At 60.1% G+C, this 21688-nt stretch carries 17 protein-coding genes; 13 read left to right on the plus strand and 4 right to left on the minus strand.

What is annotated here, in order from left to right; genetic code table 11:
• Positions 1-3: 3 nt before the first annotated feature.
• Positions 4-1491: an NCS1 family nucleobase:cation symporter-1 gene (locus HKK55_RS13850; RefSeq protein WP_169355203.1), complete on the minus strand. Its 1488-nt coding sequence runs from the start codon at positions 1489-1491 to the stop codon at positions 4-6.
• A 601-nt stretch (positions 1492-2092) separates the two neighbouring features.
• Here HKK55_RS13850 and hydA point away from each other — a divergent pair.
• The 3 genes from hydA (at position 2093) to preA (ending at position 6330) form a co-directional block, all read left to right on the plus strand.
• Complete coding sequence (gene hydA, locus HKK55_RS13855; protein ID WP_169355204.1) at positions 2093-3532, plus strand: dihydropyrimidinase; 1440 nt, start codon at positions 2093-2095, stop codon at positions 3530-3532.
• 156 nt (positions 3533-3688) lie between these two features.
• Positions 3689-5056 (plus strand): NAD(P)-dependent oxidoreductase, encoded by a 1368-nt coding sequence (locus HKK55_RS13860; RefSeq protein ID WP_169357855.1) that lies wholly within the window; start codon positions 3689-3691, stop codon positions 5054-5056.
• Complete coding sequence (preA, locus tag HKK55_RS13865; RefSeq protein ID WP_169355205.1) at positions 5056-6330, plus strand: NAD-dependent dihydropyrimidine dehydrogenase subunit PreA; 1275 nt, start codon at positions 5056-5058, stop codon at positions 6328-6330. The genes HKK55_RS13860 and preA overlap by 1 nt, the downstream gene beginning before the upstream one ends.
• Before the next feature lie 125 nt (positions 6331-6455).
• Here preA and HKK55_RS13870 read toward each other — a convergent pair whose 3' ends face one another.
• Positions 6456-7076, minus strand: a complete 621-nt coding sequence (locus HKK55_RS13870) for a TetR/AcrR family transcriptional regulator (protein WP_154744911.1) — start codon at positions 7074-7076, stop codon at positions 6456-6458.
• A gap of 206 nt (positions 7077-7282) precedes the next feature.
• On the opposite strand from HKK55_RS13870, the gene copC reads away from it, so the two are divergent.
• From copC to HKK55_RS13910, 8 genes are all read left to right on the plus strand, one after another.
• Positions 7283-7648 carry a copper homeostasis periplasmic binding protein CopC gene (gene copC, locus HKK55_RS13875; protein WP_169355206.1) on the plus strand — a complete coding sequence of 122 codons (366 nt, stop codon included), beginning with the start codon at positions 7283-7285 and terminating at the stop codon, positions 7646-7648.
• A 3-nt stretch (positions 7649-7651) separates the two neighbouring features.
• Positions 7652-8509 (plus strand): copper homeostasis membrane protein CopD, encoded by an 858-nt coding sequence (gene copD / locus HKK55_RS13880; protein WP_169355207.1) that lies wholly within the window; start codon positions 7652-7654, stop codon positions 8507-8509.
• Between the two features lie 148 nt (positions 8510-8657).
• The gene (locus tag HKK55_RS13885) at positions 8658-9482 is read left to right on the plus strand and encodes an NAD(P)-dependent oxidoreductase (protein ID WP_169355208.1); all 825 of its coding nucleotides are present in this window, start codon (positions 8658-8660) and stop codon (positions 9480-9482) included.
• Between the two features lie 30 nt (positions 9483-9512).
• A complete protein-coding gene (locus HKK55_RS13890; protein WP_169355209.1) occupies positions 9513-10388 on the plus strand; it encodes an SMP-30/gluconolactonase/LRE family protein in 876 nt (291 codons plus the stop codon).
• A gap of 51 nt (positions 10389-10439) precedes the next feature.
• Entirely contained in the window at positions 10440-11411 is a 972-nt protein-coding gene (locus HKK55_RS13895; protein ID WP_169355210.1) for a TRAP transporter substrate-binding protein, read from the plus strand.
• 67 nt (positions 11412-11478) lie between these two features.
• Positions 11479-12006, plus strand: a complete 528-nt coding sequence (locus HKK55_RS13900; RefSeq protein ID WP_169355211.1) for a TRAP transporter small permease — start codon at positions 11479-11481, stop codon at positions 12004-12006.
• Positions 12007-13287, plus strand: a complete 1281-nt coding sequence (locus HKK55_RS13905; RefSeq protein ID WP_169355212.1) for a TRAP transporter large permease — start codon at positions 12007-12009, stop codon at positions 13285-13287.
• 6 nt (positions 13288-13293) lie between these two features.
• Positions 13294-14163: an aldose 1-epimerase gene (locus tag HKK55_RS13910; RefSeq protein WP_169355213.1), complete on the plus strand. Its 870-nt coding sequence runs from the start codon at positions 13294-13296 to the stop codon at positions 14161-14163.
• A 118-nt stretch (positions 14164-14281) separates the two neighbouring features.
• Here the strand turns inward: HKK55_RS13910 and HKK55_RS13915 are convergent, their stop codons facing one another.
• A complete protein-coding gene (locus tag HKK55_RS13915) occupies positions 14282-15427 on the minus strand; it encodes an HlyD family secretion protein (RefSeq protein WP_169355214.1) in 1146 nt (381 codons plus the stop codon).
• Entirely contained in the window at positions 15424-17085 is a 1662-nt protein-coding gene (locus tag HKK55_RS13920) for an MFS transporter (protein ID WP_169355215.1), read from the minus strand. Before HKK55_RS13920 ends, HKK55_RS13915 begins: the two co-directional genes overlap by 4 nt.
• A 288-nt stretch (positions 17086-17373) precedes the next feature.
• On the opposite strand from HKK55_RS13920, the gene HKK55_RS13925 reads away from it, so the two are divergent.
• Both HKK55_RS13925 and HKK55_RS13930 read left to right on the plus strand, forming a co-directional pair.
• Positions 17374-19023 (plus strand): cyclic peptide export ABC transporter, encoded by a 1650-nt coding sequence (locus HKK55_RS13925; RefSeq protein ID WP_169355216.1) that lies wholly within the window; start codon positions 17374-17376, stop codon positions 19021-19023.
• A gap of 118 nt (positions 19024-19141) precedes the next feature.
• On the plus strand, positions 19142-21613 hold the full coding sequence (locus HKK55_RS13930) for a TonB-dependent siderophore receptor (protein WP_237151350.1): 2472 nt from the start codon (positions 19142-19144) through the stop codon (positions 21611-21613).
• The last annotated feature ends 75 nt before the right edge of the window (positions 21614-21688 follow it).

The following is a 21688-nucleotide window of genomic DNA, read 5'->3' on the forward strand; positions in this document are numbered from 1 at the left end:
TGTTCACAAGGGTGTTTTCACGGCAACCGGGCTGGCCCCGCGCTTCATGCACAGGCCGTAATACAACAACCCGCCCAACGCCGAGCCGGTGAACCAGCCGTAGCTGTAGAACCAGCTGAATGCATCACTGCCCAGCGACAACAACGTCAGCACCACCGGTACGCCGAAGGCGATAAAGCCGTACCAGTTCCACGCCGGGTATACGTCGTCGCGGTATAAACCGGCCAGGTCCAGTTGCTGTTTCTTGATGATGAAATAATCCACCACCATGATCCCGGCGATCGGCCCTAAGAGGCTTGAATAACCCAGCAGCCAGTTGGAATAGACGGTTTCCAGGCTGACGTTGGAGACGATCAGCCCAAGCTTCTTCAGCAGTTCATGCCCCATCAGCGCCAACCCGACCAGGCCGGTGAGAATCACTGCGGTGGTGCGGTTGATCAGCTTGGGCGCGATATTCTGGAAGTCGTTGGTGGGCGAGACGATGTTCGCCGCCGTGTTGGTGGACAAGGTGGCGATGATGATCAGTGCCATGGCCACGGCCACCCACACCGGGCTTTGGATATGACCGATCAGGGTCACGGGATCGGAGACGCTGACGCCCACCAGTTTTACCGAAGCCGCGGTCATGATCACGCCGAGGGCGGCGAACAGGAACATGGTCAGCGGCAAGCCGAAAATCTGCCCGAGGATCTGGTCTTTCTGGCTTTTGGCGTAGCGGCTGAAGTCAGGAATGTTCAACGACAAGGTGGCCCAGAAACCGACCATCGCCGTCAACCCGGCCATGAAGTAACTGGTGACGCTGGCACCCTCCGGCCGCTTGGGCGGGATCGCCATCAGTTCCGTCAGGGATACGTTGGGCAAGGCCCATACCAGTAGGCCGATACCCACAGCCACCAGCAACGGAGCAGACAGGGTTTCCAGCCATTTGATCGACTCGGCGCCGCGTAACACCACCCACAGGTTCAGGGTCCAGAAGACCATGAAACCAATCACTTCACCGGTGCCGCCCAATGACTTCCAGCCCTCGAAAATCGAGCCGAGAAACAAGTGGATCGCCAGCCCGCCAAACATGGTCTGGATGCCGAACCAGCCGCACGCCACCAGGGCGCGGATCAGGCACGGCACGTTGGAGCCGATCACCCCGAAGGAGGAGCGCAACAACACCGGGAACGGAATGCCGTACTTGGTGCCGGCGAAGGCGTTGAGGGTCAGGGGAATAAGCACAACCAGATTGGCCAGCAGGATGGCCAGCAGCGCTTCCCCCACCGACAAACCGAAATAGGCGGTCAGCACGCCGCCCAGTGTGTAGGTCGGCACGCAGATCGACATGCCGATCCACAGCGCGGTGATGTGCCACTTGTTCCAGGTTCGTTCGTGCACCTTGGTCGGTGCGATGTCGTGGTTATAACGGGGGCTGTCGAGGACGTCGGGGCCGGCGTCGAGTTCGTACAGGCCGTCGCGTTCGGTGACTTGCGATCTGTTCTGTTGCATGGCCGCTCCACGGTTTTTTCGAATTATTTTTGCTCATCCCGCAGCGAGTGCAGGATGGCCGGAGTACCTCGTTGACAACATGACATCACGGACCCGGCCAACCGCCACTGCACTCAATAACCGTGCCGCCAGCCGTAACCATGTCCGCACCGCTTCTATAACTCACTGATGTTTATCAGTTTTATGGTATCGACCGATAAGCCCCTCGGTACTTGCAGCGTTACTCAGGCCAAATAACGCGGAAGTTGTCCGAACCATCAGGACTCAATCTGGTGCGACACAATTATTTTTATTTCCCGCCCCCGTCAAGAGGCATGTCTCAAGCGTCTGATTTGCAATAAGAAATGTTGCTCATATTGGTAACCTGTCAAGTGCGTCAAAATGGTGAGAGGTCGCTACATTTTGGTGATTTGTATTTTTTATTGTTTAAAATCAGTTAGTTATTACGAATATAAGCTTATAAAAATTATTCTTGCTCATTCTAAAAACTCCGGCTAGTTTCTATTCCTGTCACCGCTGACAGGAATTAATCGACCTGCGGCGCGATGCATTACAACACTTAGAACTGGCACAAGCCGGTCAAGCCCGTGAGGAACTCGACATGTCTCTGTTGATCCGTGGCGCCACCGTTATTACCCATGATGAAAGTTACCAAGCTGATGTCTTGTGCTTCGAGGGTCTAATCCGCGCTATTGGCACTAATCTGGATATTCCGGCAGGTGCCGAGATACTCGACGGCAGCGGTCAATACTTGATGCCCGGCGGCATCGACCCCCATACCCATATGCAACTGCCCTTCATGGGCACGGTGGCCAGTGAAGACTTTTTCAGTGGCACGGCGGCAGGTCTGGCGGGCGGCACTACGTCGATCATCGACTTTGTAATCCCCAACCCCCAGCAGTCCTTGATGGAAGCCTTTCATCAGTGGCGTGGCTGGGCCGAGAAGTCAGCATCTGATTATGGTTTTCACGTGGCCATTACCTGGTGGAGCGAGCAGGTCCGTGAGGAAATGGCCGAACTGGTCAGCCATCACGGCATCAACAGCTTCAAGCACTTCATGGCCTACAAGAACGCGATCATGGCGGCCGACGACACCTTGGTGGCCAGCTTCGAGCGTTGCCTGGAATTGGGTGCGGTGCCGACGGTGCACGCCGAAAACGGCGAGTTGGTCTATCACCTGCAACGCAAGCTGATGGCCCAAGGCATCACGGGGCCGGAAGCCCATCCGTTATCGCGCCCTTCGCAAGTCGAAGGCGAAGCGGCCAGCCGCGCGATTCGCATCGCTGAAACCATCGGTACGCCGCTGTACTTGGTGCATGTATCAACCAAAGAAGCGCTGGACGAAATCACCTATGCCCGCAGCAAAGGCCAACCGGTCTACGGCGAAGTCCTGGCCGGGCATTTGCTGTTGGACGACAGCGTCTACCAGCACCCGGACTGGCAGACCGCCGCCGGCTACGTGATGAGCCCACCCTTCCGCCCCCGCGGGCATCAGGAGGCGCTGTGGCATGGCCTGCAATCGGGCAACCTGCACACCACCGCCACCGACCATTGCTGCTTCTGCGCCGAGCAAAAAGCCGCCGGCCGTGACGACTTCAGCAAGATCCCCAACGGCACCGCTGGCATTGAAGACCGCATGGCGCTGTTGTGGGATGAAGGGGTCAATACCGGGCGCTTGTCGATGCAGGAGTTCGTCGCACTGACCTCCACCAACACCGCAAAAATCTTCAACCTCTATCCGCGCAAAGGCGCGATCCGTGTCGGTGCCGATGCCGACCTGGTGCTGTGGGATCCTCAGGGCACACGGACCATTTCCGCGAAAACCCACCATCAGCAAGTGGACTTCAACATCTTCGAAGGCAAGACCGTACGCGGTGTGCCCAGCCATACCATCAGCCAGGGCAAGTTGGTCTGGGTGGATGGTGATTTGCGGGCAGAGCGTGGGGCCGGGAGATATGTGGAGCGGCCGGCGTATCCGTCGGTGTTTGAGCAGTTGAGCAAGCGGGCGGAGTATTCCAGGCCGGTTGCAGTGAAACGCTGAGGCCGCCATTCGCGAGCAAGCCCGCTCCCACATTCGACCGCGTTCATCCCGTTGAAATGGGATCGAATGTGGGAGCGGGCTTGCTCGCGAATGGCGTCGGCACAAGCGACAAAAATGCCCGTTAGAGGCAATCCAAAAAACCGTGAGGCCACTACCGTGATCCAGACCCTGAACCATCTTCCACACCCCCATGAAGATGCGGCCACCCTCGCCGCCCATTTCACCGACCTGGCGCCGCCGCTCAATGCCCGCCAAGCGCAGCTTGAAGCCTCGCGCTGCCTGTATTGCTACGACGCGCCCTGCATCAATGCGTGCCCCAGCGAGATCGACATTCCATCGTTCATCCGCAATATCCACACCGAAAACGTCCAGGGCGCGGCGCAGAAGATTCTCTCGGCGAATATCCTCGGCGGCAGTTGCGCCAGGGTGTGCCCGACGGAAATCCTCTGCCAACAAGCCTGTGTGCGTAACAACGCCGAAGAATGCGCCCCCGTGCTGATCGGCCTGTTGCAACGCTATGCCGTGGACAACGCGCACTTCAGCGAACACCCGTTCAAGCGCGCCGCATCCACCGGCAAGCGCATCGCCGTGGTAGGTGCTGGCCCTGCCGGATTGTCCTGCGCCCATCGCAGTGCCTTGCACGGTCATGACGTGGTGATTTTTGAAGCGCGGGAAAAAGCCGGCGGCCTGAATGAATACGGGATCGCCAAATACAAACTGGTAGACGACTTCGCCCAGAAGGAGCTGGATTTCCTCCTGCAAATCGGCGGCATCGAAATCCGTCACGGCCAACGCCTGGGGGACCACCTGACCCTGAGCGAACTGCACCAGCAATTCGACGCGGTATTCCTGGGCCTTGGCCTGGCGGCCAGCAAGCAACTGGGCTTGCCTCACGAAGATGCGCCTGGCCTGCTCGCAGCCACGGACTACATCCGCGAATTGCGCCAGGCCGATGACCTCAGCCAGCTACCGCTGGCCGACCGGTGCATCGTGCTCGGTGCCGGCAATACCGCTATCGATATGGCCGTGCAGATGGCCCGCCTCGGTGCCCGTGATGTGAACCTGGTGTACCGCCGTGGCCTCAGTGAAATGGGCGCCACCGCTCACGAGCAGGACATCGCCAAGGCCAATCAGGTGCGCCTGCTGACCTGGGCGCAGCCCGAAGAAGTGCTGCTGGATGATCAGGGCCGTGTGCGCGGCATGCGCTTTGCCCGCACACGGATGGACAACGGCCGACTGCAAGCCACCGGCGAGACCTTTGAACTGGCCGCCGATGCGATTTTCAAGGCCATCGGCCAAGGCTTCGACGACGCAGCGCTGCACGACCCGTTGGCCCACGAACTGCAACGGGTGGGCGAGCGCATTTTCGTCGACGAACAACTGCGTACCAGCATTCCTGGGGTGTACGCCGGCGGCGATTGCGTCAGCCTCGGCCAAGACCTGACCGTCCAAGCGGTTCAGCACGGCAAGCTGGCAGCCGAAGCCATGCACGCCCAACTCATGCTCAATGTGGAGGCTGCGTAATGGCCGATCTCTCGATTGTCTTCGCCGGTATCAAAGCCCCCAATCCATTCTGGCTGGCCTCCGCGCCGCCCACCGACAAGGCCTACAACGTGGTGCGTGCCTTCGAGGCAGGCTGGGGTGGCGTGGTCTGGAAAACCCTCGGCGAGGACCCGGCAGCGGTTAACGTCTCGTCGCGCTACTCGGCGCACTTCGGCGCCAACCGTGAAGTGCTGGGCATCAACAACATCGAGCTGATCACCGACCGTTCCCTGGAGATCAACCTGCGGGAAATCACCCAGGTGAAAAAGGATTGGCCGGACCGCGCCCTGATCGTGTCGTTGATGGTGCCGTGCGTTGAAGAGTCGTGGAAACACATCCTGCCGCTGGTGGAAGCCACCGGCTGCGATGGTATCGAGCTGAATTTCGGTTGCCCCCACGGCATGCCGGAACGCGGTATGGGCGCGGCGGTGGGCCAGGTGCCGGAGTATGTGGAACAGGTGACCCGCTGGTGCAAGACGTACTGTTCGCTGCCGGTGATCGTCAAGCTCACCCCCAATATCACCGACATCCGCGTCGCGGCGCGTGCGGCCTATCGCGGTGGCGCCGATGCGGTGTCGCTGATCAACACCATCAATTCCATCACCAGCGTTGACCTGGAGCGTATGGTCGCCCTGCCGATGGTCGGCACCCAAAGCACCCACGGTGGTTACTGCGGTTCGGCGGTCAAGCCGATTGCCTTGAACATGGTGGCGGAAATCGCCCGTGACCCACAGACACAAGGCCTGCCGATCTGTGGGATTGGTGGGATTGGTAACTGGCGCGATGCGGCGGAATTCGTGGCCCTGGGCTGCGGCGCGGTGCAGGTGTGCACAGCGGCGATGCTGCATGGTTTTCGGATCGTCGAGGAAATGAAGGATGGGCTATCGCGATGGATGGACAGTCAGGGTTACAGCAGCTTGCAGGAATTTTCCGGGCGAGCGGTGGGCAATACCACGGACTGGAAGTACCTGGACATCAACTATCAGGTGATCGCCAAGATTGATCAGGAGGCGTGTATTGGCTGCGGGCGTTGCCATATTGCCTGTGAAGATACCTCGCACCAGGCGATTGCCAGTTTGAAGCAGGCGGATGGCACACATAAGTACGAGGTGATCGATGATGAGTGCGTGGGCTGTAACTTGTGCCAGATCACCTGTCCGGTGGCGGATTGCATCGAGATGGTCGCGGTGGACACCGGCAAACCGTTTTTGAATTGGACGCAGGATCCGAGGAATCCGTACCGGGAAGCCGTGTAGCACCGGGAAAATCGCTATCGCAGGCAAGCCCGGCTCCCACATTTGATCGGTGTTCGACAGAACACCCCGGTCCACTGTGGGAGCCGGGCTTGCCCGCGATGAGGCCGGGGCAGGCACCAAAAACCTCAAGGTTCCAACCCAATCCCCCGCAAAATCACACTCGTCACCGTCTGCACCGCCCGCTCGAACTGCATGTCCGACAACGGCTGGTGCTCATTCAAAATCATCACCTGATGATCAAAGTCGGCATAGTGCTGGGTCGACGCCCAAATCATGTACAACAGACTCGACGGTTCCACTGGCAGGATGCGTTTGTCTTCCACCCACTGGCGAATCTTCGCTTCCTTCATCTTGGCCCAGTCGTACAGGCTGACGTCCAGAGCCTCACCGAGGGTCGGGGCGCCATGGATGATTTCGTTGGCCCAGACCTTCGAGCCATAGGGCCGGCTGCGCGAATGCTGCATCTTGGCGCGGATGTAGCTGCTGAGCACCACCCGCGGGTCATCGAACATCTCGAAGCACAGCGCGTCCTGCTTCCACACTTCCAGCAGGTCGAACAACACCGCGCTGTACAACTCGCTCTTGGTACTGAAGTAGTAATGCAGGTTGGAGCGCGGCAGTTGCACTTCTTCGGCAATGTCGGCCATGGCGGTGCTGCCATAGCCCTTTTCAGCGAAAACCTTTTCGGCCGCCAATAGAATCTTTTCGACGTTGACCCGACGAATCCCGATCTTGTGATTGCCCATGAGGGCTCCCTGACAACGATATGCTCCAAGACTACCATCGGCTCTAGATCGCGGCGACACGCTGTGTCGAAACTTCGTACAACAACCTTTCCCGTGCAAATCGGATTGGTTAGGATCGCCCTGACCGTCGATGGCGAGGGCAAACCCTTTCCCTTGTTGCACATGGCTTTACCGAACGACTGACACTCACCTGAAGGTATTGAACAATGTTGATCAAGAAAACCCTGACGACTGTTGCCCTGCTGGCCTCCCTGCTCGGCGCCTCGGCGGCCTTTGCCCACGCTCACCTGAAAAGCTCGACGCCTGCGGCTGACAGCACCGTCGCGGCCCCCAGTGACCTGCGCCTGACGTTCACCGAAGGCGTCGAAGCCACCTTCACCAAAGTCTCCCTAAGCAAGGACGGCACCGAAGTGGCGGTCAAGGGCCTGGAAACCCCGGACGCCGACAAAAAAGTCCTGGTAGTGACCCCGGCCGCGCCGCTGGCCGCCGGTACTTACAAAGTCGAATGGCACGCGGTTTCGGTGGACACCCACAAAAGCGAAGGCAGCTATAGCTTCAAGGTCGGCCAATAATCCATGGCAGATCTGTTGGTCCTGTGCCGTTTCCTGCATTTCATCGTCGTGTTGCTGATGTTCGGGGCCTGTGTCTTCAGGCCCACGCTGCTGGGCGCTGAACCGCAACCGCTGCTGGACCGACAGTTGAACGCCATCACCCGAGGGCTGGCCTGGCTGGCGCTCGGCTCCGGGGTGGCCTGGCTGCTGCTGATCACCGCCAGCATGGCGGGCGATTGGTCGGCGGCGCTGCAGTGGCCGACTGTGCAACTGGTGCTGGGCAAGACCTTTTTCGGTCAGGTCTGGACCTGGCATCTGCTGCTGAACCTGTTGCTGGTGCTCGGCCTGATGACGTCCTGGAGCACCCTGCGCCTGCCATTGAGCGCGCTGCTGTTGGCGACCCTGGCACCGGTGGGGCATGGCGCCATGCTCGATGGCCTCAGCGGGCAACTGCTGATCCTCAATCAGGTGGTGCATCTGGTGTGTGTCGGTGCCTGGCTCGGCGGTTTGCTGTTGCTGGTATTGATCCTGCACCAACCTGCACGCTTCGCCCTGGAGCCCATCCTCAAGCGTTTCAGCGGTGTCGGCTACGGCCTGGTGACTGGCTTGCTGGTGACCGGCTTGATCAACGTTCGTGTGCTCACGGGGCAGCTCTGGCCAACCCCACTGTTCAGCGGCTTTGCCCTGATTCTGCTGATCAAGGTGATGTTGGTGGGCGCCATGCTGGTGTTGGCCTTGTTCAACCGACTGCGGATCAAGGACTGCGAGCAACGACTGGGCACCTTGAAAACCAGTGTGGTGCTGGAATGGTTACTGGGTATTGCAGCGGTAGCTGCGGTTTCCCTGCTCGGCACCTTGCCCCCCATGGTCATGGCCGGCTAGAACTGACGTGGCACTCGCCAACGTCATCGCATAACCCTTGATCGTTCCCCTCCCAATCTCGCGTTGACAAGCATAGGAAACCCTAACGATACTCCTGCACAGTCGTACGACAACCTACAACGAGCCAAACAACAATAATGGGCCCTTCATGACTACCACTTCAACCGCCCCTGCTCCTTTCAACCGCCTGCTGCTCACCGGTGCCGCCGGCGGTCTGGGCAAGGTCCTGCGTGAACGCCTGCGCCCTTACGCCAAGGTGCTGCGCCTGTCGGATATCGCCGATATGGCGCCGGCCACGGATACCCGTGAAGAGGTGTTGGCCTGTGATCTCTCTGACAAGCAGGCCGTGCATCAACTGGTGGAAGGCGTCGACGCCATCCTGCATTTCGGCGGTGTCTCGGTTGAGCGGCCGTTTGAAGAAGTCCTCGGCGCCAATATCTGCGGCGTCTTCCATATCTACGAAGCGGCTCGCCGCCACGGCGTAAAGCGGGTGATCTTCGCCAGTTCCAACCATGTCATCGGCTTCTACAAACAGGACGAAACCCTCGACGCCCGCTCCCCGCGCCGTCCGGACAGCTACTATGGCCTGTCCAAGTCCTACGGCGAAGACATGGCCAGCTTCTATTTCGATCGTTATGGCATCGAGACCGTCAGCATCCGCATCGGCTCTTCGTTCCCCGAGCCACAAAACCGCCGGATGATGAGCACCTGGTTGAGCTTCGACGACCTCACGCAACTGCTGGAACGCGCGCTGTATACGCGGAACGTTGGCCACACCGTGGTCTACGGCATGTCCGACAACCTCAAGGTCTGGTGGGACAACCGCTTCGCCGCCCATTTGGGTTTTGCGCCCCGGGACAACTCCGAGGTGTTTCGCAAACAGGTCGAGGCGCAACCGATGCCCGCCGCCGATGACCCCGCTCGGGTCTACCAGGGTGGCGCCTTCTGTGCCGCCGGCCCGTTCGGCGACTGAACGCACATCAACCCAACGGAATGAGTTGCCATGCCAGCTGAATTGATTGTCGATGCGCGCAACGCGGTGGGTGAATGCCCCGTCTGGGTCCCCGAGGAAAACGCCCTGTATTGGGTGGACATTCCTAATGGTGGTCTGCAGCGTTGGGACGCTGCCAGAGGCTATGTACACGCCTGGAAAGCCCCGCAAATGCTCGCCTGCATCGCCCGCACCAACAACGGCAATTGGGTGGCGGGCATGCAAACTGGCTTTTTCCAACTGACGCCCCACAACGACGGCAGCCTCGACACGACCCCGCTGGCGACCGTCGAACATACCCGCCCGGACATGCGCCTGAACGACGGCCGCTGTGATCGACAAGGTCGATTCTGGGCCGGCAGCATGGTGCTGGACATGGGCGCCAACGCAGCAGCAGGCGCGCTGTATCGCTACGAAACCGGTAAACTCCCCCACGCTCAGCTGAGCGGTCTCATCACCCCCAACGGCCTGGCCTTCAGCCCCGATGGAAGGACAATGTACCTCTCGGATTCACACCCGCTGAGCCAGCAAATCTGGGCCTTTGACTACGACATCGACAGCGGCACGCCTTCCAACCGGAGGTTGTTCGTCGACATGCGCTCACTGCCCGGCCGGCCCGACGGTGCCGCTGTTGACGTCGAAGGTGGCTACTGGATCTGCGGCAATGACGCCGGGCTGATCCACCGTTTTACCCCCAACGGCCGCCTCGACCGTTCCCTCGCCGTACCGGTGAAAAAACCCAGCATGTGTGCCTTCGGTGGCAGCCGTATGGACACGCTGTTTGTCACCTCGATCCGTGACGACCACAGCGAACACTCCCTGGCCGGCGGCGTATTTGCCCTCAACCCCGGCGTGCAGGGCCTGCCGGAACCCACGTTCATCCTCTAGCTGCATCGCTGTGCCTTGAATACAACAATAAAAAGACTGGAGACGTATCCCATGGACTTCAAACGCACCCTGCTCGCCGCGGCACTTCCCCTCACCTTCATCCTCAGCAGTGCTGCCCAGGCGCTGGAAATCAAATTCGCCGACATCCACCCCGCCGGTTACCCCACGGTGGTTGCCGAAGAACAACTGGGCAAAACCCTGGTGGCCGAGAGCAACGGCGGCCTGACCTTCAAAATGTTCGCCGGCGGTGTGCTCGGCTCGGAAAAGGAAGTGGTAGAACAGGCCCAGGTCGGCGCGATCCAGATGGCCCGGGTCAGCCTCGGCATCGTCGGGCCGGTGGTGCCGGACGTGAACGTGTTCAATATGCCGTTCGTGTTCCGCGACCAGGCGCATATGCGTAAGGTCATCGACGGTAAAATCGGTGATGAAATCCTCGACAAGATCACCCAATCGGAATTCAACCTGGTGGCCCTGGCCTGGATGGACGGCGGCACCCGCAATATCTACACCAAGAAGCCGGTACGCTCCATCGCCGACCTCAAGGGTATGAAGATTCGCGTGCAGGGCAATCCAATCTTCATCGAAACCATCAACGCCATGGGTGGCAACGGCATCGCCATGGACACCGGCGAGATCTTCAGCGCCTTGCAGACCGGAGTGATCGACGGCGCGGAAAATAACCCGCCGACCCTGCTGGAACACAACCACTATCAGAACGCCAAGTTCTACAGCCTCACCGGACACCTGATCCTGCCCGAACCGATCGTCATGTCGAAAATCACTTGGGACAAGCTCACACCCGAGCAGCAGGTGCTGGTGAAGAACACCGCCAAGGCCGCCCAGGTCCAGGAGCGCGCGTTGTGGGATGCCAAGTCCGCCAGCAGCGAAGAAAAGCTCAAGGCGGCCGGCGTCGAGTTCATCACCGTCGACAAAAAACCGTTCTATGAGGCCACGGCTTCGATCCGCGAGAAATACGGCGCGCCTTACGCCGAGCTGATTCAGCGCATCGAAGCTGTCGAGTAACCCTCCCCGCCCTCATGAAAAGGCCCGGCGCGGTGGGTATCGACGCGCCCGGTTACGGTGAACCCCAATGAAGAATCGACTGCTGCGCATCAACGATCGGATCTACATGGCCTGCATCTGGATCGCCGGCCTCGCGGTACTCGGCGTCGCCCTGATCATTCCCTGGGGCATCTTCGCCCGCTACGTCCTCGGTACCGGCTCCAGTTGGCCGGAACCCACCGCAATCCTGCTGATGCTGGTGTTCACCTTTGTGGGTGCCGCCGCCAGTTATCGCGCCGGGGCGCACATGTCGGTGGCCATGGTCACTGACCGCCTGCCACCAACCGTACGCCGCCTCGTCGGCCTATTCTCTCAACTCTTGATGGCGACCATCTGCCTGTTCATGACCCTCTGGGGCACCAAATTGTGCCTGTCCACCTGGAACCAATTCATGAGCGCCATGCCCACTCTGCGCGTGGGCATCACCTACATGCCGATCCCGATTGGCGGGTTGCTGACGCTGGTGTTTGTCGTGGAGAAGCTCGTGCTCGGTGATCAGAGCAATCGGCGGGTGGTGCGTTTCGACCTGGTTGAAGAAAGCGAAGGAGCTGCCTGAATGGACGCCTTGATTCTGCTGGGCAGCTTTATCGCCTTGATCCTGATCGGCATGCCGGTGGCCTACGCCCTGGGGCTGTCGGCGCTGATCGGCGCATGGTGGATCGACATTCCATTCCAGGCCCTGATGATTCAGGTAGCCGGCGGTGTGAACAAGTTTTCGCTGATGGCGATCCCGTTCTTTGTGCTGGCCGGGGCGATCATGGCCGAAGGCGGCATGTCTCGGCGGCTGGTGGCGTTTGCCGGGGTGCTGGTGGGCTTCGTCCAGGGCGGCCTGTCGCTGGTGAACATCATGGCCTCGACCTTCTTTGGTGCGATCTCCGGTTCGTCAGTGGCCGACACTGCCTCCGTGGGGTCGGTGCTGATTCCGGAAATGGAACGCCGGGGCTACCCCCGGGAATTCGCCACCGCCGTGACCGTCAGCGGCTCGGTGCAAGCGCTGCTGACGCCACCGAGCCACAACTCGGTGCTCTACTCCCTGGCGGCCGGCGGTACCGTTTCCATCGCCTCGCTGTTCATGGCCGGCGTGGTCCCGGGTTTGCTGATGAGCGCGTGCCTGATGGTGCTGTGCCTGATCTTCGCGAAAAAGCGCAACTACCCCAAGGGCGAAGTCATCCCCTTGAAACAGGCGCTGAAGATCTGCGCCGACGCGCTGTGGGGCCTGATGGCGATGGTGATCATCCTCGGTGGGATTCTGTCGGGCATCTTCACCGCCACTGAGTCGGCGGCCATCGCCGTGCTGTGGGCGTTCTTCGTCACCATGTTCATCTATCGCGATTACAAGTGGAGCGAGTTGCCGAAGTTGATGCATCGCACGGTACGGACCATCTCCATCGTGATGATCCTGATCGCCTTCGCCGCCAGCTTCGGCTACATCATGACCCTGATGCAGATCCCGTCGAAGATCACCACGCTGTTCCTGACCCTCTCGGACAACCGCTACGTGATCCTGATGTGCATCAACGTCATGCTGCTGTTGCTGGGCACGGTGATGGACATGGCGCCGCTGATCCTCATCCTGACGCCGATCCTGCTGCCGGTGGTCCTCGGCATCGGTGTCGACCCGGTACACTTCGGCATGATCATGCTTGTGAACCTGGGAATTGGCCTGATCACCCCGCCGGTGGGCGCGGTGCTGTTTGTCGGAGCGGCGGTGGGCAAGGTCAGCATCGAAAAAACCGTCAAGGCCCTGCTGCCGTTTTATGCCGTGCTGTTTCTGGTGCTGATGGCAGTGACCTACATTCCGGCGCTGTCGCTATGGCTGCCCGGGTTGGTGTTATAAAAGCCCATGAATCCGACCATGATTGAACTCAAAGATGACCTCACTCACCTGACCCTGGCGCCAGCGTTGGGCGGGTGCATCGTCAACTGGGCCCTGCGCAGCAACGGTCAACCGTTACTGCGTCACACCGATCAACAGGCCCTGGACAGCGGCCTGCCCGGCAAGCTTGCCTGCTTTCCCCTGGCGCCCTGGTCGAACCGGATTGCCGCAGGGGGGTTTGATAACCCGGGTGGCTGGCTGGCATTGGCAGCCAATAGCGCCACCGATCCCCTGCCGATTCATGGCAGCGCCTGGCAGCTGGCGTGGCGCGTAATCAGCCAGACGGAGGACGAGGTGGTATTGCGACTGGACAGCAGCACGCCGTTCGCTTATCGCGCCGAGCAACGCGTTCAGTTGAAAGACGGCCGGCTGAGTATTGCGCTGCGTGTCACCCACCTGGCAGAACAGGCAGCTTGGCATGGATTGGGACTGCACCCGTTTTTGCCTCGTACTCAAGCCACTCAGTTGCAAGCCCGCGCCCGACAGGTGTGGTTCAGCGACGCGGCTCACCTGCCGACCCAGCTCAGCGCGCCGCCCGCTGAATGGGATTTCGGGCAGCCTAATACGCTGCCTGAGGCCTTGGTGAACAATGGCTTTTGCGAATGGGACGGACATTGCCTGATTCGCCAGCCGGACCTTGGCTATGAACTGCAATGCCAGGCTACGGGGAGTGACGTTTATCTGCTGTACTGCCCGCCGGGAATGGACTTTTTCTGCATTGAACCGGTGAGTCATCCGGTGAATGCTCATCACCTGCCGGGGCGGCCGGGGCTGAAGCTGCTGGAGCAAGGTCAGTCGACAGAACTGACCTTCACCCTGAAATACCAACCCCTGTAACACCACAAGACCCTGTGGGAGCCGGGCTTGCCCGCGATAGCATCTCCTCAGTGTAACGGGTACACCGAGGCGTCTGCATCGCAGGCAAGCCAGCTCCCACATTTTGATCGGTGTTGTATCAGGGAGGGCTGTTCTTCAGGCGTCCCACCGTATCAATACTCACCACCACCGACAGCCCCGGCCGCAGCCGCTCAATCTCCTCCTGATCCGGGTCCACGGTAATCCGCACCGGCACCCGCTGGGCGATCTTGACGAAGTTGCCGGTGGCATTGTCCGCCTGCAACAAGCTGAACTCGGAACCAGTAGCCGGGGAAATGCGCTGCACCGTGCCGTGAAACTTGCGATGGTTCAAGGCATCGACGGTGAAAGTCACTGGCTGGCCGATCTGCACATTGGCCATCTGGGTTTCTTTCATATTGGCGATCACCCATAGCTGGTTCGGCACCAGGGCCATCAACTGCGCGCCGGAGTTGACGTAAGCCCCCAGGCGTACGCCAATCTGCCCCAGCTGCCCGTCCCGTGGGGCGATAACCCGGGTGTTCGACAGGTCGATCCTCGCCAGTTCCACCGCTGCATCAGCATTGGCCACGGCCGCTTCTAGGGAGCCGCGATTGACGATCACGGTCTGCAAGTCCTGGCGGGCGATTTCCAGGCTGGCCTGAGCTTGGGCCACCGCCGCAATGGTCTGCGCATTGGCGGCACGGGTCACGTCCAGGTCGCGCTTGGACACTGAGCCATCGCTGATCAGTTCCTCATTACGGCGCAAGTCGGCGGTGCTTTTACGCGCCTGGGCCTGGCTGTCAGCGAGTGCGGCTTGACGTAACTGAATCGTCGCTTCGGCGCTGTTGCGTTGCTGCACCACATTGGCCAGTGACGCCTTCTGCACGGCTAATTGTGCCAGCGCCTGGTCCAGGCGCTGCTTATAAATGCGGTCATCCAGGCGTACCAGCAGCTCCCCGGCCTTGACGTACTGGAAGTCCTGCACCGGCACTTCATACACATAGCCGCTGAGCTGCGGGCCGATGATCGTCACCTGGCCGCGCACCAGGGCGTTTTCAGTGGTTTCCACGTTGCTGCTGAAAGGCGGTAATTGCCAGGCGTACAACACGATCAACACGCCGACGATGGCAATCGCGGCAAAGCCCAGGGACGAGATGATCCGCACCCGCAGGGAGCGTGGCTCGGTGGCCGGGATGCTCGGCGGCGCGGTGCCTTCCGGGGTCGCGGCGATGGCGTTGGTGGTTGTAGTGGTTGGTTCGGTCATGAAGAAAGTGCACCGCTAGGTTGAACAGGAGGTGCTGCACTGGCGGCAGCTTTTTTGGTGGTGCTCATCAGCCACAGGCTACGGATGAAGATCCAGATCATGGTCAGCATGGCGATTATCGCGATCAGCATGAACACATCGTTATAGGCCATCACGTTAGCTTCCCGGGTGGCCGCCGTGGCCAGGCTGCGAATGCCCATCAGGTTGCGCAGCTCCGGGTCGGCGATCACCGAGCCGTAGGCCGAGCCGCCACTCTGCACCCGTGCCGCGACCCGTGGGTCCATCAAGGTCAGGTGTTCGACGATCATGCTGGAATGAAACTTCTCCCGCACGACCTGGAAGGTGCCCAGCAACGCTGCACCGATCAGGCCGCCGAGGCTCTGGCAAATCCCGAACAGCACCGAAAAGCTCACCAGGTTCCTGGGGTTGGTCAGCACGTTGCGGGTGCCCAGGACCATGGTCGGGCCAAGAAAGAAGGTGCCACCGAAGCCCAGCAGGAACTGACTGATGTACATGTTCTGCGGTCGGGTGAGGTTGCTGGAGAAACTGTCGATCACCGAACCCACCGCCATCAGCGCCAGGGAAATGATCAACGGCATAAACAAATGCGCCGGGTTGATGGTCAGGGCGCTGGTGGCCAGGCCGGCAATCGCTCCCAGCAGCATCACCACGTACAAGGTGCGCATTTGCTCGCTGCTCATGTTCAGCGCCTGGAGGAACCCCACCGCGCCAGTGGACTGCTCCGACAGCACCATGCGAATCAGGATCACCGCCAGCGCCAGGCGAATCATCGCCCCGCTGCCCAACCAGCGGGTCATCAGCATCGGGTTGCTGCGGTTATGCTCGATGGCCAACCCGGCCATGATCAACACCAGCGAACAGGCCGAAGCGACGCCGATCCACGGCGCCTCCAACCACCAGTCGATCTTGCCCAGGGACAGCACCGCGCAAAGCAGGGCCACACCACCGGCAAGCAAGGCGAAGGTCAGGAAGTCGAGCTTTTCAAAGGTCTTGAAGCGGTCACCCGGCGGCAGCTTGAGCATGAACACGCAGCCCAGGCAGGTCAGCGCCATGCCCAGTTCGAACAGGTACAAACCACGCCATTCGGCGATTTGCAGCAAATCCTCGGAAAACATCCGCGCCATCGGCAAGGCCAATTGCGACGTGCCCAGTCCCAACACCAACGCTTTCAACCGCCACTTCGCCGGAAACGCCTGGATCATGTAATACAAGCCCAAGGAACTGAGGGCCGCACCCACCATGCCGTGGGCGGCCCGCACGGCAATCGCCGAGCTGAGGTCGTTGACGAATAAATGGCCAAAGGTCACCAGCGCATAAAGCATCAGGAACACTTCGGTAAACGCCCGCAGCCCGAACTGCTGGCGAAACTTCACCAGCAGCAGGTTCATCGAGACGTTGGTCATGACATAAGCGGCGGGCAGCCAGGCCATTTCCGCCGTGGTAGCGCCCAAAGCACCTTGCAGGTAAGGCAAGTTGGCAACCACCAAGGCGTTACCGAGGCCACCGGTGAGTGCCACTAATATCCCGACCAGTGCATAGGCCCAACGTTTACGCGTGGAATGCAGCGGTGTCGACGGCGAACCGGGCAGGCTCGGCCGTTCATGGGGTTGCCAGGCGTGTGGGGTGTATTTGTCCATTCAGTGACCTTGATGACCGACTGGACCGCGTATCAGGGCGACGGCGTCCAGGCCGGTAAAACCGTTACTCAGGGAGTAGTAAACCTGAGCAGAGTTCATCTTGTCACGGCGGATCTCGGATCCGGCCCCCTCCCTGCTAAATAACTCCTCCCTCCACTCGTTCTTTGGTTAACCGCCTCGATACCCATCGAAGCCTGCACTGTGCGCCCGGCCCACCGTCTATCGCTGACACACGCCGCGCCCTGCATTGCCTTGTGCTCACCCCCCAGCCTGAAACGGGAGACTTGAATGTCCAGCAAACCTCGCGGCGCCGTCAGCGAACTCTTCGGCCTGCTCAAACCCTTTTGGCCGCTGGTGACGCTGTCGATCGCCCTCGGCATGGTCGGCGGCCTCAGCGTCACCGCGCTGCTGGCAACCATCAACAACGCGCTGCACTCCGACAGCGGCCTGACCCAAGCCGTGGTAGTGCTGTTCGCCGGCCTGTGCCTGTTGGCCCTGGCCAGTTCAATCTTTTCCGACATTGGTACCAACTACGTCGGCCAGCACATCATCGCCAAGCTGCGTCGGGAGCTGGGAGAAAAGGTGCTGGCCGCGCCCATCGACCAGATCGAACGCTACCGCAGCCACCGGCTGATCCCGGTGCTGACCCACGACGTCGACACCATCAGTGATTTCGCCTTTGCCTTCGCGCCCCTGGCCATTTCGTTGACCGTGACCCTCGGTTGCCTGGGCTACCTGGCCATGTTGTCGTGGCCGATGTTCCTGATGATGCTGGTGGCGATCGTGATCGGCACCGCCGTGCAGTTCATTGCACGCTCCCGGGGCGTGCAGGGCTTCGAGTCGGCCCGTGAGGCCGAAGATGAGTTGCAGAAAAACTATAGCGCCATCGCCGAAGGAGCCAAGGAACTGCGCATCCACCGTCCGCGCCGCCAGCGCATGTTCGTCAACGGCATCCAGAACACCGCCAACCGCATCTGCGCCACTCAAATTCGCTCGATCAACACCTTCGTCATCGCCAAGGCCTTTGGCTCGATGCTGTTTTTCGTGGTGATCGGCCTGGCCCTGGCCATGCAATCGTTCTGGCCCAGCGGTGATAAAACCGTGATGAGCGGTTTCGTGCTGGTGCTGCTGTACATGAAAGGCCCACTGGAACACTTGATCAGCACCCTGCCAATCGTCAGCAAGGCGCAGATCGCCTTCCGCCGCATTGCCGAGCTGTCGAAGCAGTTCTCCTCTCCCGAGCCGCACCTGCTACTGAGTGATTCGGGCGCTGCCGCCCCGGCGGTGCATAGCCTGGAACTGACCGACGTCAGCTACACCTTCCCTCGCGTAGAAGGCTTCGAGCCGTTCCACCTGGGCCCGGTCAATCTGCGGATCGAGCAAGGCGATATCACCTTCATCGTCGGCGAAAACGGCTGCGGCAAGACCACCCTGATCAAACTGCTGCTCGGCCTCTACGCCCCGCAAAAAGGCAGCATCGCGCTCAACGGCCAGGCCATCGTGGCGGCGAACCGCGACGACTATCGCCAACTGTTCACCACCATTTTTGCCGACTACTACCTGTTCGACGATGTGATCCAGGGCGACAAGCCGATTCCGGCTGATGCCGACCGCTACCTCAAGCGCCTGGAGATCGGCCACAAAGTCACCATCACTGATGGCGTGTTCAGCACCACCGACCTGTCCACCGGCCAACGCAAGCGCCTGGCCTTGGTCAACGCCTGGCTGGAGGAGCGTCCAGTGCTGGTGTTCGACGAATGGGCCGCCGACCAGGACCCGACCTTCCGACGCATTTTCTATACCGAGCTGCTGCCCGACCTCAAGCGCCTGGGCAAGACCATCATCGTGATTTCCCACGACGACCGTTACTTCGATGTGGCCGACCAGATCGTGCGCATGGAAGCCGGCCGCGTCGCCACCGAACTGCAAACCGCGTGACAGCGCTGACCTGAAAACCGGAGGTGAAAGTTTTCTTTCCGGTTTTCAGGGGGACCAACGTCTTATTGGTACTTAATACGAATCACTATCATTAAATAACGCCACTTAAGAGCCCATGATGTCAGCCATTCACACCTTCTCACCGCTCACCAAAGCCCTCAAGATGCGCCGCCTGTTCCAGCCGCGCCTGCTGAGCACCACCCTGGTCCTGGCCCTGCCCTTCGCCGCACAGGTGCAAGCGCAGACCTTCAACTTCAACATTCCGGCCCAGCCCTTGGCCAACGCCCTGCAGACCTTCGGCCAACAAGCCAACCTGCAAGTGCTGTATAGCCCGGATGATGTGCAGAGCCTGCGCAGCCGCGCGGTGAGCGGTGCGCTGACACCCCAGGCCGGTATCGAACAACTGCTGGCCGGCAGCAAACTGGCCTACAGCCTGGAAGGTAATACCCTGACCTTGAGCAGCCGCGGTGCGACCGGCGAGCTGGAATTGGGTGCCACGCGGATTTCCGGCGAAGGCCTGGGCTCGGTCAGTGAAAACACCGGTTCCTACACCACCGGTTCCACCAGCACCGCGACAAAAATGAACCTGAGCCTGCGGGAAACACCACAGTCCATCAGCGTCATGACTCGCCAGCGCATCGACGACCAGAGCCTGACCACCGTCAACGACGTGCTGGCACAAACGCCGGGGCTTAACGTGCAGAGTCTGGGCAGTGATCGGTTCTATGTGTACTCGCGTGGTTATGAGATCGATAACTACCAATACGATGGCATTCCCACCACCGTCTTCTCCCAAACCCAATCGCTGCCCCAGGACCTGATGGACCTGGCGGTCTACGACCATATTGAAGTGCTGCGTGGTGCCACCGGCCTGCTGACAGGTGCTGGCGATCCGTCCGGCACCATCAACTTCATTCGCAAGCGCCCGACTGACACCTTCCAAGGTCACGTCAGTGCAGGTGCGGGCTCATGGGATCGCTACCGCACAGAGGCCGATGTCTCCGGCCCGTTGGTGGACAGTGGCAAGATCCGTGGCCGGGCCGTGGCCGCCTATAGCGAAGGCCATAGCTACCTCGATGCGCTGAAACAGGAAAAAACCTCGCTGTACGGTGTCGTGGAAGCCGACCTGACGGATGACACCCTGCTGACCTTCGGCGTCGACTACCTGCACAACGATCCTAAGGGTTACTCCACCACCGGCATTCCGTTGTTCTATAGCAACGGCAAGCAAACCAACCTGTCGCGCTCTTTCAACGCCGCCAGCGGTGACAGCACCAACCGTCAGGATGCCACCACCACCTTTGCCAGCATCGAGCAGAAACTCGCTTATGACTGGAGCCTGAAGGTTTCGGCCAGCTACATGTACAGCACCCGTGACTATGACTCGCGGATGTTCAGCACTTCCCGTTTCGCCAATGAACAGACCGGTGCCGGTACGCGCACCGCCATGACGAAGGGTGACGCCACGCAGAAGCAGAAAGGTTTTGACGTGCAGCTCAAAGGGCCCTTCCAGTTGGGAGGACGTGAGCACGAGTTGATGATGGGCTTCAACTACCAGGACTATGAAAACCATCGTCAAGGCGCAAATCCGCTCAGTGGCGACCGCTCGCCGCTCAACCTTTACACCTGGAACAACCATACGGTGGAGCCGGTCTACGACGTCCGCGGCTCGTATGACGACGATCGCATAAAGTTCCGTCAGAACGGCACCTATGCCGCCGTTCGCTTAAAGCCCATGGACGATCTGGCCGTCATCCTCGGCGCACGTGTGAGTAACTACAATTACGACTCCACCCTCGACTTCAAGACCCCGGCACTTGCTCCTTACAGCAGCCACGACACCAACAAGACTTCCGGCAAAGTCACGCCTTACGCCGGGGTTGTCTACGACCTCAACGAAAACCACTCGGTGTATGCCAGCTACACCTCGATCTTCAAGCCACAGACTTACCGCAACCAAAATGGCCAGACCTTGGCGCCACGTGAGGGCGACAACTATGAGCTGGGCCTCAAGAGCGAATACTTCAACGGTCGCCTAAACAGCGCCATTGCGGTGTATGAAAGCAAGCAGAACAACCTGGCCACACCGGACGGCACCATCGTCGGTACCGAAACCCCCGCCTCCCGGGCTGTCGCCGGTGCAAAAACCCGCGGGATTGACATGGAGCTCAGCGGCGAGATCCTGCCGGACTGGAACATGAACGCCAGCTACAACCACAGCGTCACCAAAGACGCCGACAACGAGCGGATCAACACCTACATCCCGTCCGACATGTTCAAGCTGTGGACCACCTACAAACTGTCCGGCGACCTCGACCGCCTGACCGTCGGTGGTGGCGTCAACTGGCAAAGCGGTATCCACTTCAGCGCCACCCCTAGCCAGATCGGCAGAACCGTCAAGGCCAAGGAAGATGACGTCGCTGTGTTCAATCTGATGGCTCGTTATCAGTTGACCAAGCAGTGGTCGGGCACCGTGAACGTCAACAACGTGTTCGACAAGAAATACATCAGCTCGCTGGATACCAACTTCAACAGCATGTATTACGGCGATCCGCGTAACCTGATGTTTAGTACTCGTTACGATTTCTGATAGCGGCGGTACAAAAAACGGCGAATTTGATTTTTCGGGTTCGCCGTTTTTTATTGTGGTGTTTCATCAGGCGCT

This window comes from Pseudomonas sp. ADAK18, from assembly GCF_012935695.1.
Lineage (GTDB): Bacteria > Pseudomonadota > Gammaproteobacteria > Pseudomonadales > Pseudomonadaceae > Aquipseudomonas.

Excerpts from the sequence above, each read along its gene's own strand:
- copD (WP_169355207.1), top strand. The coding sequence starts at position 7,652 with ATGGCAGATCTGTTGGTCCTGTGCCGTTTCCTGCATTTCATCGTCGTG.
- HKK55_RS13895 (WP_169355210.1), top strand. The coding sequence starts at position 10,440 with ATGGACTTCAAACGCACCCTGCTCGCCGCGGCACTTCCCCTCACCTTC.
- HKK55_RS13905 (WP_169355212.1), top strand. The coding sequence starts at position 12,007 with ATGGACGCCTTGATTCTGCTGGGCAGCTTTATCGCCTTGATCCTGATC.
- HKK55_RS13885 (WP_169355208.1), top strand. The coding sequence starts at position 8,658 with ATGACTACCACTTCAACCGCCCCTGCTCCTTTCAACCGCCTGCTGCTC.
- preA (WP_169355205.1), top strand. The coding sequence starts at position 5,056 with ATGGCCGATCTCTCGATTGTCTTCGCCGGTATCAAAGCCCCCAATCCA.
- HKK55_RS13920 (WP_169355215.1), bottom strand. The coding sequence starts at position 17,085 with ATGGACAAATACACCCCACACGCCTGGCAACCCCATGAACGGCCGAGC.
- HKK55_RS13915 (WP_169355214.1), bottom strand. The coding sequence starts at position 15,427 with ATGACCGAACCAACCACTACAACCACCAACGCCATCGCCGCGACCCCG.
- HKK55_RS13850 (WP_169355203.1), bottom strand. The coding sequence starts at position 1,491 with ATGCAACAGAACAGATCGCAAGTCACCGAACGCGACGGCCTGTACGAA.
- HKK55_RS13930 (WP_237151350.1), top strand. The coding sequence starts at position 19,142 with ATGTCAGCCATTCACACCTTCTCACCGCTCACCAAAGCCCTCAAGATG.
- copC (WP_169355206.1), top strand. The coding sequence starts at position 7,283 with ATGTTGATCAAGAAAACCCTGACGACTGTTGCCCTGCTGGCCTCCCTG.
- HKK55_RS13890 (WP_169355209.1), top strand. The coding sequence starts at position 9,513 with ATGCCAGCTGAATTGATTGTCGATGCGCGCAACGCGGTGGGTGAATGC.
- hydA (WP_169355204.1), top strand. The coding sequence starts at position 2,093 with ATGTCTCTGTTGATCCGTGGCGCCACCGTTATTACCCATGATGAAAGT.
- HKK55_RS13925 (WP_169355216.1), top strand. The coding sequence starts at position 17,374 with ATGTCCAGCAAACCTCGCGGCGCCGTCAGCGAACTCTTCGGCCTGCTC.
- HKK55_RS13870 (WP_154744911.1), bottom strand. The coding sequence starts at position 7,076 with ATGGGCAATCACAAGATCGGGATTCGTCGGGTCAACGTCGAAAAGATT.
- HKK55_RS13900 (WP_169355211.1), top strand. The coding sequence starts at position 11,479 with ATGAAGAATCGACTGCTGCGCATCAACGATCGGATCTACATGGCCTGC.
- HKK55_RS13910 (WP_169355213.1), top strand. The coding sequence starts at position 13,294 with ATGAATCCGACCATGATTGAACTCAAAGATGACCTCACTCACCTGACC.